The sequence below is a fragment of the Hymenobacter arcticus genome (assembly GCF_054779975.1).
On sequence record NZ_BAAGXF010000001.1, the window covers coordinates 149149 to 162815 of the forward strand.

Here is a 13667-nt window from a genome sequence, read left to right on the forward strand (position 1 = left end):
TGAACCTTTGCCCGACGCTGCCAGTTTGACGACAATCTTTTCTTGCTTTAGTTATGACCGAAGACGCCCGCCAGCACGTGGTTGATACCGACGACGACCACCTACGCCGCCTCACCCACGAGCACCTCAAGGTATTCGCCAAATTCACGTCCGAGAATTGCGACATCTGCTCCTCCCTGGCTCCACCATTTGCCAAGTTTGTGGACGAGCCGGAGAACGTGGGCATCCTCTTCGTGCGCCTCGACACAGACCAAAACCCGGTGGCCAAGAAGATGATGGAGCAAAAAATAGCCCCCTTCTTCGTGAGCTACTGCCAGGGCCGCCTCATCGAGTGCGATGCCCTCACCGAAGAGGCGCAGGTAGAAGCGCAGCTTGCGCGCCTGCGCGCGTTTGTGCCCGCCAAGTAAGCGCAGCCGGTATTTTCGATAGTCTGCCGGGTGCACAAAACGCCCGGCAGACACTCCCGGCCCACGTTTTGCGCGGGGCTACGCACGCCTCCTTTTACCTCGATTTAGAGAAGGCGCTTGCCGGCATGCTGCCTATCGGCCACCGGACAGATTATTCCATAACCAGCAGACATGCAGGCGTTTCCATCGCTATCCGTTGTTATTCCCTCCTACAACCAGGGCCAGTTTATTGAGCGCACGCTGCTAAGTATTTTAAAGCAGGATTATCCCGGGCGGGTGGAGGTTATCGTGGCAGACGGTGGCTCGACGGATGAGACGGTGGCCATGCTAAAGAAGTACGACGCCCAACTCACCTGGTGGTCGGCCCCCGACGCGGGTTTTGTCGATGCCGTGACCAAGGGCGCGGCCCGCGCCACGGGCGAAATTCTGGCCATTCAAAGCTCCGACGATTACTACCTGGCGGGCGCGTTTCGGAGCATGGCGGCCGCGTTTCAGCGCCACCCCGCGGCCAGCTTTGTGTCGGGCGGCGACTACGCGATAAACCTGGAAGGCGTGGTGGTGGGTGAAAACCACCCGCACGGCGAGAGTACGCCCCGCAATATTTTGCTGCACGAAGTGCCTTCCCAGCACGCCACGTTTATTAAGCGGCATTATTTCGACCTCACTGGCGGCCTGCGCGCCGAGGTCGACATGTGCGCCGATGTAGACCTGTGGTACCGCGTGGCTAACCTGGAGCCCGGCCAGTACATCGACGAAATGCTGGCCGTCTACCAGCTGCAGCCCAACCAGCGCACCGCCACCAGCGACAAATGGCTGGCCAGCCTCATTCGGATGGTGGAGCTGTGCGAGCAGGAGCCGCGCTACAACCAGGTATTTCGCCTCACCCCCGCCGAGCGGCGCGACCTGTACACCTACTGGGAAGTGCGCTGGACGGCCAAGCGCGACAAAGCCGCCGCCCGCCCCATTGCCTTTGCCAAGCTGCCCGGCTGGCTCGGTTACAGCCCCCGCACGCGCCGCACTATCCTGGAGGCCAGCCTTAATCCACTTGTGCGTAAGCTGGCCAAAAAGGTACTGCCCATTCGCTGGGTGCGGGTGCTGAAACCCCTCGAAACCTACCCCATCAGCCAGGCCGAGCTGGACTGGTGGCAAGCCTGAGTTGCACCACTGCCGCCAGCGCTGTTCACTTAAAACCACCTGCTTATTTTGTTCTTCATACTTTCTAAAGTCCTCGATTTCATACTATTGCCCACTGTGTGGCTGGTGGGACTGCTGCTGGCCGCGTGGCTGGCCCGGCCCGACGGCCGGGCGCGGGCGCGCTGGCTGGGCGCGGCGCTGCTCGTGGCGCTCCTCGGTACCAGCAATGCGCTCGTTAACGAGGCGCTGCTGGCCTGGGAAGTGCCGGCCGTGCCCTTGGCCGCCGTGGCCCCAGCCGATGCGGCAGTGTTGCTCACGGGGGTCACCATCGGCAATAAATCGCCCCACGACCGCGTGTATTTGAGCCAGGGCGCCGACCGATTTACCAATGCGCTGTGGCTGTACCGGGCGGGGCGGGTGCGGCGCATTATTATTTCGGGTGGCTCGGGGGCCGTGCTCACCACCCAGGGCACCGAGGCCGGCAGCCTGCGCACGCTGCTGCGCCTGGCCGGCGTGCCCGATGCCGACATCCTGCTGGATGAGCACAGCCGCAACACCCGCGAGAACGCGCTGTTTACCAAAGAGTTGTTAATTAAGCACCCCGATATCAAGTCGTTGATACTCGTAACGTCGGCCTTCCACGAGCGGCGGGCATTGGGCTGCTTTGCGCAGGTGGGCCTGCACCCGCAATCCTTTCCAGCCGATTTTCGCACCAGTGACCGCAGCTGGACGCCCGACTACTGGCTGCTGCCCAGTGCCAACGCCCTCAGCGATTGGAGCTTGCTGCTGCACGAATTATCGGGCTGGGTAGTGTACAAAGTGGTGGGATACTGCTGATTAAAGAACGTCATGCTTCCCTGCGGTCTGCATGACGTTCTTTTTGATTTCTTGGAATGCTTCCTGATTACTCCGTTCTATTGGTAGCCGGCTTCTCCTCCTTCGCAATCCAAACGGTTTTTTGGTTGACGAACTCGTGCATGCCCAGGCGCGAAAGCTCGCGGCCGTAGCCCGAGTGCTTCACGCCGCCAAAGGGCAACTCGGGCATTGATTTCACCATACTATTAATGAATACGGCTCCGCTCTCCAGCTGCCGGGCAATGGCTTCGGCCTGCGCCAAATTGCGGGTCCACACGGCCGCGCCGAGGCCGTAGGGCGAGTCGTTGGCCAGAGCCACGGCGTGGCCGGCGTCGCGGGCGGTGAGCACCAGCGCCACCGGCCCAAAAAACTCTTCCTCATACGCCCGCTGGCCCTTGCGCACGTTGGTGAGAATGAGGGGGTCAAACTGCGTGGCCCCGGCCTGGGGCTGGCCGCCGGCCAGCGCTACCCGGGCACCCTGCGCCACCGAGGCGGCTACCTGCGCGGCCAGCGCATCCGCAAGGTCGGGGCGGGCCAGGGGGCCGTAGTCGGTAGCTTCGTCGAGGGGGTCGCCGTAGCGCAGGGCCTGCAAGTGACCTTTTAATAATCGCACAAACTCGGGCTGCACGCTTTTCTCCACGATGAAGCGCTTGGCGGCGATGCAGCTTTGGCCGGCGTTGAGCATGCGGGCCTGGGCGGCGGTTTGGGCCGCTAGCGGCAGGTCGGCATCGGCCAGCACGATAAACGGGTCGGAACCGCCCAGCTCCAGCACGGTCTTTTTGATGTGCTGCCCGGCCGTGGCCGCCACGGCCGCACCCGCCCGCTCCGAGCCCGTGAGCGTAGCGGCCCGCACCCGGTCGTCGGCCAGCAGCTGGGGCACCAAGTCCGTGTCAATGAGCAGGGTGCGAAACGCGGCCGGCGGCAGGCCCGCATCGTGCAATAGTTTTTCCAAAGCCAGCGCGCACTGCGGCACGTTGGGCGCGTGCTTGAGCAGGCCCACGTTGCCAGCCATGAGGGCGGGCGCGGCAAAGCGCACCACCTGCCACAGCGGGAAGTTCCAGGGCATAATGGCCAGTACCACCCCCAGCGGCGCGTGGCTGATGAAGCTGCGGCCGGCATCGGTTTTCACTTCCTCATCGGCCAGAAAAGCAGCGCCGTGCTCGGCGTAGTAGTCGCAGCAGGTGGCGCACTTCAGGGCTTCGGCGCGGCCATCGCGCAGGGGCTTGCCCATTTCGATGGCCATGAGGTGGGCCAGCTCGTGTTGGCGCTCGCGCAGGAGCGTGGCGGCCCGGCGCAGCACCGCCGCGCGCTCGGCAAAGGCGGTACTACGCCACTGCGCCGCCGCCCGGTGCGCCTGCGCCAGAATGCGCTCGGTTTTCGCCCACGAGAAAGCCGTGAAGCGGCGCAACCGCCGGCCAGTGTAAGGGTTTATCGATTCAATAGCCATAGCAAGGAAAGAGCAAGCCCGTAAATTTTGGGTAAACAACCGCCGCCTTGTTTTATAAACCGTACAGTAGGCTACCAGGTTACGCACTTAGTACCAGGGGCTCAGGCCGCTGCTGCTGGCTGCCTGGCAGCACCACACCGCCCAAAACGCAAAATTATCCTACATTCGCCGCGGGTTGCCGAACGTTTCGGCTGGCCCCGTCGGTTTTGTTCTTTCGTTTTTACCCGTGTCCGACCTCCCCTCCATATCCACCCCCACTGCCGCCGAAGCGGCACTGGTCGGCCGCCTGCGCGACCGCGACCAGTCGGCCATGACCGAGTTTTACGACCGTTACTCGGCGGCGCTCTACGGCGTTATCAACCGCATCGTGAAGGATGAGGAAGAGGCCGCTGATGTGCTGCAAGAGGCCCTGGTAAAAATCTGGCATTCAATGGCTAGCTACGATACTTCCAAGGGGCGCTTATTTACCTGGGTGGTGAATATCAGCCGAAATTTAGCCATTGACAAAATCCGCTCACGGCAGCACCGCGTAGGTTCTCGCACTCAGGGCCTCGACGATAGTCTGGCTGCGCAACGCCAGGCGGCTCCCGAGACTTTCCGCCCCGAGCACGTGGGCTTGCAGGAAATCACCCGCAAGCTGGTGCCCGAACAACGCCAAGTTATCGACCTGCTCTACTTCGGCGGCTTCACCCAAAGTGAGGCAGCCGAGGAACTCAACCTGCCCTTGGGAACGGTTAAAACCCGCGCCCGCACCGCTCTGAAAATACTGGCCAAACTTATCCGTTAATAATATCCAAGTCCGTGGAAGATTTCCAAACCTATATCGAATCAGGCCGCCTAGAGCAATACACTTTAGGTGAGCTTGACCCGGCCGCCCAGGCCGAAGTAGAAGCCTGGGCGGCGCGCTCACCCCAGGTCCGCCAGGAGCTGGATGAGCTGCTGGATGGCATCGGCTTCTACGCCGAGGCTCATGCCCAAACGCCCTCCGCCGCCCTGCGCGACCGGGTACTCCGTAATGTACTAGCCGAAATTGGGACTACTGCCGCTGTTGCGCCGGCGGCAGTAGCCCCTGTCGCGGCCGCCGCACCGGCCCCCACCATGCGGGTGTCGGCTTCCAACCCGCACCTCGCCGAAACTGCTTCTGTTAGTTCGCCCGTGGCCCAGCGCAGTGGGTGGGCCATTGCCGCCTCCATAGCCTTGCTGCTGAGCCTGGCGGCCAATGCGCTGCTTTATAGCCGCTGGCAACAGGCTGACTCTGACCTGGTTGCTGCGCAAAATACCCAAGCCCGCTTTGCCCAAACCTCACAGGTGATGGAGCGCCGCCTCAGCTCCACGCAGGAGCAGCTGCACGTACTGCGCTCGCCCCAGGAGTTTAAGATGGTGGCCCTGGCCGGTACCCCGGCCCATGCCGATGCCAAGGCCCGGGTGCTGTACAGCGCTGCCACGCACCGCGTATTCGTTGATGTGCAAAACCTGCCCAAGCTGCCCGCTGGCAAGCAATACCAGTTGTGGGCCTTGGATAAGGGCAAGCCCATTGATGCCGGCGTGCTGGCCTTCAACACGGCCGCCGGCGACAGCCTCCAGCAAATGAAGGATATTGCCAGTGCCCAAACCTTCGCCATGACGGTGGAACCCACCGGCGGCAGCGTGGGCCCCACGCTCACCACTATGACAGTAGTAGGTAATATTTAGGCTGTTACCGCTCCCTATTTACGGAAAGCGCCCGTTTTGCCCTAGTGGCAGAGCGGGCGCTTTTTTATTTGGATGAGCCGTTAACATTTCCAGCGGGCCTGCGTTGTATTCGCCAAACCGCTAGCCCTATCAGTTTATGCACGGCACCATATTTACGCTCCTCAAACGCTACGTTCAAACGCAATACGACCACAGTACCTGGCTGAAACTGGTGGACGCCGCCGACCTGAAATCAGGCGATTTCAGCCACAAAGAAGTTTATCCCGACGAGCACATGTATGCCCTGATAGGCCAGGCCGCCACCAAAATAGGCGTTTCGCCCGGCGAGCTGCACGAAAAATTCGGCGAATACCTGGTTCCGGATTTGATGTACATGTATCAGAAATACATTAACCCCGACTGGCGCACGCTCGAAATGCTGGAAAATACCGAGCACAGCCTGCACAACCAAGTGCGCCGCGAACACCCCGAAAACTCGCCGCCCGTGCTGCAAGTCAAGCGCCTGAACGCCAACGAGGTAATGATTAATTACGTATCACCCCGCCGCATGGGCGGCCTGGCCATTGGCATAGTGCGCGGCCTAGCCGCATACTACGACGAGGCCGACCGCATCGACGTGATGCCCACCACCAGTGAGGACGGCGAGCGCGTGCAAATTCACGTGCGGCGCGGCAGTAAATAATTAATTCGATAAGTAGAAAAGGCGGCCCGCAACTTATGCGGGCCGCCTTTTCTACTTATCAAATTACGTTAAAATAACCTTGGTGAGGCGGGGCGGCCCGGCCCACCCGACTGGTAATCGTCGGCGTCATCATCATCTTCGTTATCAGGCGTTTGCTCGACTTCTTCAGGCTCGGCATCGTCCTCATCCAGCGAGTCGAATACGCGGTCGAGCGAGGCTTCGGCGTGGCGGAGCTTGTGGCGGCACAGGCGAATTAATTCGGCCGAGCGCTCGGCGCGGGCCGTGAGGTCGTCTACGTCTACCTGGTCGGTTTCGAGGCTGCGAAGAATCGTTTCCAGCTCCTGAATGGCTTCGTTGTAAGTCACTGCTGTTTAATTAATTACAGGTTATTGATTATGAATTAGCTGGTTGAACAGGAACAGGCAATTGACGCAAAATGTGATTTTCGCGTCTGAGAATGGTCGTTTCTAAAGTCAGCGCTTTTAACTCATAGTTTTTAAGTGCTTTCTCCAACTGGCGCTGGAGTAAAAAGCGTTGCGTGAGCAGGTGCTCACGGCGGCGCTGGTGGTGGCGCGCAAAGCGGCGCAGTACCGTGCGGGCGCGGCGGCGCAGTTGCTGCTCCTCCTGGCCTATGGCGCGACGAGCGGCGGCGGGCAGCGTGTAGCGGTAGCCTTCGAGGTGCTGGCCCAACTGGCGTAGGTGCTGGCGCGGGGCGTGGGTGGCCTGGCGGCCACGTTGGGCCAGGGCCGCCTGCGCGTGGCGCAGCTGCTGGTGAGCGGCCGCGCGCGAGCTGTCGGTCAGGCGCTGCACCTGGGCGTGGTGGCGGGCCAGGTGCTGGCGCGTGCGCTCGGTCACGCGGTCGGCGTATTCCAGAAAAATACCTTCGAGGCGGGCTAGGCGCTCAACCAGGAAAGCGGCCACGGCGGTGGGCGTTTTGAGGGCGCGGTGGGCCACCAGGTCTACCACGGCTTCGTCGCGCTCGTGGCCGATACCGGTGAGCACGGGCAGCGGAAACGCGGCTACTGCCGCCGCCAGGCCATACTCGTCGAAGGCCAGCAAGTCGGTTTTCGAGCCGCCGCCCCGAATGATAATCACTACCTCAAACTGCCCCCGGCGCGGCCGAATGGCATCGAGCGCCGCCCGAATGCTGGCCGGCGCATCCTCGCCCTGCATCAGCGCAGGGAAAAGGGTCAGCGCAAAATCAAACGGCGCTTCCTCTAGCTGACGCACAAAGTCTTGAAAGCCAGCGGCCGTGGGCGACGAGATAACGGCCAGCCGCTGCGGGCCCAGTGGCAGCACGAGTTCTTGTTGGCGCTCAAGCAGGTCTTTTTCTTGCAGCTTGCGCAAGGTGGCTAGGCGTAGGCGGGCCAGCTCGCCCACCGTGTAGCTGGGGTCGAGGGCCAGCACATCGAGCGAAAAGCCGTATTGCTCGTGAAACGTCACCTTCACGCGCAGCAGCAGGCGCAGGCCGGGGCGCAGCTCCTGGCCGGTGGCCTCGGCAAAGGCGGGCGCGAGCTGGGCGTAGCGGCTGCCCCACATGGTGGCGCGGGCCTGCGCCGTGAAACCCAGCGCCGCCGCGTCGGCCGCGGGCTCGGTGAGGGTGAGGTAGCAGTGGCCGCCGGCCTGGCGCGGGCGCGTCATTTCGGCCACCTCGGCCACCACCCAGTAGCTATCGGGGAAGCGATGGTGCAGCGCGGCGCGCACCTGCGCCATGAGCGCGCCCAGGCTGAGTGGCGCGGCGGGCTCGGTGGGCGGGGGCGCGGCGCGGCGGGGGTATAAAGGCATAAGTGGAGAAGTAAGCCGGGGCCAGCCGCTGAAAGTTCCGCTGCCGGAGGCTGACCTGGCCCCGGCAAGCGGCCGCAAAAGTACCAGCCGGCAGTTAGTAGCGCCCACAAATACTTTTTTTCGCAACCGTAACCGGCGCTTAACTTGCGGGCCTTAACCCCACCCCCTCCCATCCACTTTTTTCTTTTTATGTCAACAACTTCCCGTTACCAGCGGGGCGCGGCCCTGGCCGTGGCGGCGCTGGGCCTGGCCGCCGCGAGCCCCGCGCTGGCCCAAACCACCGCTAGCGCTGGCGTGGGCATCAACCCCGCCAACATTGATAAGTCGGTGAGCCCCTGCGACGACTTCTTTCACTACGCATCGGGCAACTGGCTGAAAAACAACCCGGTACCCGCCGCCGAAAGCCGCTGGGGCAGCTTCAACGAGCTGGCCGACCGCAACAATGCCACCCAAAAGGCCATTTTGGAGGAGCTGGCCCGCAACTCGGGCAAGGCCGTGAAGGGCACCAACGCCCAGAAAGTAGGCGACTTCTACGCCGCCGCTATGGACACGGCCGCCATTGAGCAGGCCGGCCTCACGTACCTCAAGCCTTATCTCGACCGCATTGCGGCCATCAAAACGCTGCCCGAAATGCAGAAGTTTTTGGCTGACCCCAAGGCGCAGGCCGGCAGCGTGTGGTTTAACTCGGGCGTGGGCCAGGACGAGAAAATCAGCACCCAGTACGCGGTGCAGTTTTACCAGGGCGGCCTCTCGCTGCCCAACCGCGACTACTACCTGAAGGACGATGCGCGCTCGAAAAACATCCGGGCCGCGGCCATAACCTACCTGACCAACACCTTCAAGCGCCTCGGCGACAGCGAAACGGCCGCCGCCGCCAACGCTGCCACCGTTATGCGCATTGAAACGCGCCTGGCCAAAGCCAGCAAGAGCCCGGTGGACCTGCGCGACCCGCAGGCCAACTACAACAAGATGACCGTGGCCGAGGCCAGCAAGGCGTTTCCCAACCTCAACCTGCCCCTGCTGCTGAAGGATAACCACCTCGGTACGGCCAAGGAAGTGATTGTGGGCCAGCCCGAATTTATGAAGGAGGTGAGCACCATGCTTGCCGCCGAGCCCATTGCCGACCAGCGCCAATACCTGCGCTTTCACCTGGTGAGCAGCGTAGCCAGCGCCCTGCCCAAAGCCTACGGCGACGAGGCGTTCCGCTTTTCGCAGGTGCTGAGCGGTGCCAAGCAGCAGCAGCCCCGCTGGAAGCGCATGCTGCGCTCGACGGACGGCGCGCTGGGCGAGGCTTTTGGCCAACTGTATGTGGATAAGGCATTTAGCCCCGCTGCCAAAACCCGCGCCAAGGAAATGATTGAGAACCTGCGCAAGGCCTACGCCGAGCGCATTATGGCCACCGACTGGATGAGCGCGGCCACCAAAAAGGAGGCCCTGGTGAAGCTCAATGCTTTCACCGTAAAAATCGGCTACCCCGACAAGTGGAAGGACTACTCCAAGCTTAACATCAACCGCCAGAGCTACTTGCAGGATGTGCTGGCCGCCCGCACCTGGGCCGCCGAGGACAACCTCAGCAAGTTTGGCAAGCCCATCGACCGCACCGAGTGGGGCATGACGCCGCCCACGGTGAACGCCTACTACAACCCGCCGATGAACGAGATTGTGTTCCCAGCCGGTATCCTGCAATCGCCGTTCTACGACCCCAAGGCCGATGACGCGGTGAACTACGGCGGCATTGGCGCGGTAATCGGCCACGAAATGACCCACGGCTTTGATGACCAGGGCCGGCAGTACGACTCGAAGGGTAACCTGCGCGACTGGTGGACCAAGGAAGACGGCGACAAATTCAACGCCAAAGCCGCGATGGTGGGCAAGCAGTACGACGCCTTCATGCCCCTCGACTCGGTGCACGTGAACGGCAAGCTGACGATGGGTGAAAACCTGGCCGACCTCGGTGGCCTCACCATCGCCTACAACGCGTTTCAGAAAACGCCGCAGTACAAGGAAGGCAAGAGCATCGACGGCTTCACGCCCGACCAGCGCTTCTTCCTGGCCTGGGGCCAAATCTGGCGCACCAACATTCGCCCTGAAGCGGCTCGCCAGCAGGTACTTACCGACCCGCACTCGCCGGCGCAGTTCCGTACCAATGGCCCGCTCATGAACATGCCCGAGTTTTACAAAGCCTTCGGCTGCAAGCCCACCGATAAGATGGAGCGGCCCGCCGCCGAGCAGGCCCGCATCTGGTAGATTACCAGTTAGTTGGTTAACTAATTCTAAAAACCCGCTCCCTTCCGGAGCGGGTTTTTTAGGTGGTGGCCGGGCGGGTGCGGGCCGCTAGCCAGGCGCGCACCGGCTCGTCGTAGTAGCGCAGCAGCCCCCAGGCCAGTACCAGGAAAAAGCCGGTGAGGGCCACCATTACGGGGGTAGCCTGCGCCACGGTAGGCCGCGTGGCCTGCACCCAATTGGTGAAAATATAAATAAATGGGTAGTGCACCAGGTAGAGCGGGTACGACAGCCGCCCCGCCCACCGGCAAAGCGCCCGCAGCCACCCCGCTTGCACAGGCGAACCAGCCCCAGCCGCCACCATTAGTGGGAAAACCACGATAACGCAGGCGGCCTCATATAGGCCGGCATAGGGCCACGCCGGCGCGGCAAAGAGCGCCAGCAGCAGCCCCGACAGCACCCAGTAGGCCTCGGGCAACCGAAAGCGCAGGCCCCGCCGGTAGAGCAGCAGCCCCGCAAAAAAGGGAAATGCCGAGCGGATGGGGGCTACCCACAGCGTGTCCCAACTCCAGCCGCCTTGCAGGCCACCCTGGCTCCAGGCGGTGGCCACCAGCGCGCTGGCCGCTAGGGCCACCACCCAGGCCAGCGCCCGCGGACCCAGCCGCGACCCCGCAAGTGCGTAAACGATGTTAATCAGGTACTCTTGCAGCAGCGACCAGCACGGCGCATTGAGCGAGTGCGTTTCGCCCGCCCGGTGCGGCAGCGAGGAAAAAGGCAGTAGCAGGACCCCAAAACCCAGGGTTGCCAGCATGTGCCGCGGGCTCGCGTACTGAATGAGCGGGGCATACGGGTCGAGGTAGAAACAGAGCGCCCCGAGAACAGTAGTAAGCAGCACCAGGGGGTGCAGGCGAATCAGCCTAAGCCGAAAAAAATCGCGCACCCGCAGGGCCGGCCAACGGTCGTCGTAGGCATAGCCGATAACATAGCCCGAGAGCAGAAAGAAGAAATCGACGGCCAGGTAGGCATGCCGCAGCGGAATCAGGGCGTACGCGCCAAATACCGCCGCCTGCAAGTGGTAGATAACTACTAGCAGCGCCGCCGTACCCCGCAGCCCATCCAGGGTTTCAAAATGCTGTTTCAACTAATCAATTGATAATTAATGATTTATACTACAAGTTGCGCCGCAAAGATAGGCTGGGGCACCAGCTAACTTGAAATAGCGGCCCCGGTGCCCGGTCGATGCAACACTGCTACTGGTACGTAGTCTATAACTTCCCCTCAGAATTCATCAACTCCTCCAACATGCCCATGCTTACAACCGTATTCCGTCGCTTCACCCTGGCTACGCTGGGCCTTGGCAGCCTGGCCGCTACCACTGCTTTTGGGCCGCCCGTCCGGCGCCCCGCGCCGCCGCAGCAGGGCGTGGGCATCAACCTCGCCAACATCGACCAGTCGGTGTCGCCGTGCGAGGACTTTTACCACTACGCCAACGGCAACTGGCTGAAAAGCAACCCTGTGCCGGCCGCCGAAACCCGCTGGGGCGCCTTTAATGAGCTGGCCGACCGCAACCAGGGCGTGGAGAAGCGCATTTTGATGAAGGCTGCCGCCGACCGCTCGGCCAAGCCGGGTTCGAGCATCCAGAAAGTGGGCGACTTTTACGCCGCCGCCATGGACTCGGCCGCCATTGAGGCCGCGGGCCTCAAGTACTTGCAGCCCCGCCTCACGCAGATTAAGAACCTCAAAAGCCTGGGCGACATTCAGAAGTACATGGCTGACCCCAAGTCGTTTGGCACGGGTTGGTACAGCTTTGGCGTGCGTCAGGACAGCAAGAACAGCACCCAGTATGCCGTGGCGATGGGCCAGGGCGGCCTGGGCCTCGGCGACCGCGACTATTACCTGAAGGAAGATGGCCGCTCGAAAACCGTGCGTGCCGCCTACAAGGCTTACATGACCAGCGTGTTTCAGCTGCTGGGTGATGCGCCAAGCCTGGCCGCCACCAACGCCGATGCCGTGCTGGCCCTCGAAACCAAGATGGCCACCGCCAGCCGCAGCCGCGTAGACCTGCGCGACCGCCTCAAGAACTATAACAAGGTGACCGTGGCCCAGGCCACCAAGGACTACCCCAACCTCGATATTCCGCTGATGCTGAAAGGCAGCGGCCTTAGCAGCGCGCAGGACCTCATCATCGGTCAGCCCGAGTTCCTGGCCGCCGCTAACACCCTGATGGCCAACACGCCCATTGCCGACCAGCAGCAGTACCTGCGCTGGCACCTGGTGGAGGGCGTGACCTCGGCCCTGCCCAAGGCGTACAGCGACGCCAGCTTCCGCTTTTCGCAAACGCTCACCGGGGCCAAGCTCCAGCAGCCGCGCTGGAAGCGCTCGCTGCGCGCCACCGATGGCGCGCTGGGCGAGGCATTTGGCCAACTATATGTGGATGAGGCGTTTAGCCCCGCCGCCAAGGCCCGTGCCAAGGAGATGGTCGAAAACTTGCGTAAGGCCTACGCCGAGCGCATTATGGCCACCGACTGGATGAGCGCCGACACCAAGAAGGAGGCCATTCAGAAGCTCAACGCCTTCGCCGTGAAAATCGGCTACCCCGATAAGTGGAAGGATTATTCGGCGCTGAAAATCACGCGCCAGAGCGCGCTCGAAAACCTGTTTGCCACTGCCGAATGGCGCTCCAAGGACAATACCAGCAAGTTTGGCAAGCCCATCGACCGTGGCGAGTGGGGCATGACGCCGCCCACGGTGAACGCCTACTACAATTCGAGCATGAATGAAATCGTGTTCCCGGCCGGCATTTTGCAGCCCCCCTTCTACGATCCCAAGGCAGATGACGCGGTGAACTACGGCGGCATTGGCGCGGTAATCGGCCACGAAATGACCCACGGCTTCGACGACCAGGGCCGCCGCTCCGATGCCAAAGGCAACCTGCGCGACTGGTGGACCAAGGAGGACAACGAGAAGTTCAACGCCAAGGCCGACATGGTGGGCAAGCAGTACGACGCCTTCTCGCCCCTCGACTCGGTGCACGTGAACGGCAAGCTGACCATGGGTGAAAACCTGGCCGACATCGGCGGCATCACCATCGCCTACCAGGCGTTCCAGAAAACGCCGCAGTTCAAGGCCAGCCAGAAGATTGACGGCTTCTCGCCCAGCCAGCGCTTCTTTTTGGGCTACGCCCAAATCTGGCGCGCCAACCAGCGCCCCGAGGCCCTGCGCCAGCAGGTGCAAACCGACCCGCACTCGCCCGGCCAGTACCGCACCAACGGCCCACTGTCCAACATGCCCGAGTTTTACGAAGCCTTCGGCTGCAAAGACGGCAACAAGATGGTGCGCGCCACCGCTGACCGCTCGCGCATTTGGTAAGGTATTTGCAAATAGCTTAAACGACGAAAAGCCTGGCCGTATTGGTCAGGCTTTTTTTGTGCTTGCGACTGAC

At 62.2% G+C, this 13667-nt stretch carries 12 protein-coding genes; 8 read left to right on the forward strand and 4 right to left on the reverse strand.

Features of this window, described 5'->3' with window-relative positions:
- Positions 1-53 precede the first annotated feature (53 nt).
- From ACYVGC_RS00640 to ACYVGC_RS00650, 3 genes are all read left to right on the forward strand, one after another.
- A complete protein-coding gene (locus ACYVGC_RS00640) occupies positions 54-407 on the forward strand; it encodes a thioredoxin family protein (RefSeq protein ID WP_460581840.1) in 354 nt (117 codons plus the stop codon).
- 171 nt (positions 408-578) lie between these two features.
- Complete coding sequence (locus tag ACYVGC_RS00645) at positions 579-1562, forward strand: glycosyltransferase family protein (protein ID WP_460581841.1); 984 nt, start codon at positions 579-581, stop codon at positions 1560-1562.
- 48 nt (positions 1563-1610) lie between these two features.
- Positions 1611-2378 (forward strand): YdcF family protein, encoded by a 768-nt coding sequence (locus ACYVGC_RS00650; RefSeq protein ID WP_460581842.1) that lies wholly within the window; start codon positions 1611-1613, stop codon positions 2376-2378.
- A 67-nt stretch (positions 2379-2445) separates the two neighbouring features.
- Here the strand turns inward: ACYVGC_RS00650 and ACYVGC_RS00655 are convergent, their stop codons facing one another.
- Complete coding sequence (locus ACYVGC_RS00655; protein ID WP_460581843.1) at positions 2446-3843, reverse strand: NAD-dependent succinate-semialdehyde dehydrogenase; 1398 nt, start codon at positions 3841-3843, stop codon at positions 2446-2448.
- Between the two features lie 226 nt (positions 3844-4069).
- On the opposite strand from ACYVGC_RS00655, the gene ACYVGC_RS00660 reads away from it, so the two are divergent.
- From ACYVGC_RS00660 to ACYVGC_RS00670, 3 genes are all read left to right on the forward strand, one after another.
- A complete protein-coding gene (locus ACYVGC_RS00660) occupies positions 4070-4630 on the forward strand; it encodes an RNA polymerase sigma factor (RefSeq protein WP_460581844.1) in 561 nt (186 codons plus the stop codon).
- A 14-nt stretch (positions 4631-4644) separates the two neighbouring features.
- Positions 4645-5535: an anti-sigma factor domain-containing protein gene (locus ACYVGC_RS00665; protein WP_460581845.1), complete on the forward strand. Its 891-nt coding sequence runs from the start codon at positions 4645-4647 to the stop codon at positions 5533-5535.
- 136 nt (positions 5536-5671) lie between these two features.
- Positions 5672-6217 (forward strand): heme NO-binding domain-containing protein, encoded by a 546-nt coding sequence (locus tag ACYVGC_RS00670; RefSeq protein WP_460581846.1) that lies wholly within the window; start codon positions 5672-5674, stop codon positions 6215-6217.
- A gap of 68 nt (positions 6218-6285) precedes the next feature.
- On the opposite strand, the gene xseB is transcribed toward ACYVGC_RS00670, so the two are convergent.
- Together xseB and xseA are read right to left on the reverse strand one after the other, a co-directional pair.
- A complete protein-coding gene (xseB, locus tag ACYVGC_RS00675) occupies positions 6286-6582 on the reverse strand; it encodes an exodeoxyribonuclease VII small subunit (RefSeq protein WP_460581847.1) in 297 nt (98 codons plus the stop codon).
- A gap of 28 nt (positions 6583-6610) precedes the next feature.
- Positions 6611-8002, reverse strand: coding sequence for an exodeoxyribonuclease VII large subunit (xseA, locus tag ACYVGC_RS00680; protein ID WP_460581848.1), 1392 nt, complete (start codon positions 8000-8002; stop codon positions 6611-6613).
- Between the two features lie 189 nt (positions 8003-8191).
- On the opposite strand from xseA, the gene ACYVGC_RS00685 reads away from it, so the two are divergent.
- The gene (locus ACYVGC_RS00685; protein WP_460581849.1) at positions 8192-10249 is read left to right on the forward strand and encodes a M13 family metallopeptidase; all 2058 of its coding nucleotides are present in this window, start codon (positions 8192-8194) and stop codon (positions 10247-10249) included.
- Positions 10250-10307: 58 nt separating this feature from the next.
- Here ACYVGC_RS00685 and ACYVGC_RS00690 read toward each other — a convergent pair whose 3' ends face one another.
- Positions 10308-11366, reverse strand: a complete 1059-nt coding sequence (locus ACYVGC_RS00690) for an acyltransferase family protein (RefSeq protein WP_460581850.1) — start codon at positions 11364-11366, stop codon at positions 10308-10310.
- A 167-nt stretch (positions 11367-11533) separates the two neighbouring features.
- Here ACYVGC_RS00690 and ACYVGC_RS00695 point away from each other — a divergent pair, with 167 nt between their 5' ends.
- Positions 11534-13594 carry a M13 family metallopeptidase gene (locus ACYVGC_RS00695; protein ID WP_460581851.1) on the forward strand — a complete coding sequence of 687 codons (2061 nt, stop codon included), beginning with the start codon at positions 11534-11536 and terminating at the stop codon, positions 13592-13594.
- The last annotated feature ends 73 nt before the right edge of the window (positions 13595-13667 follow it).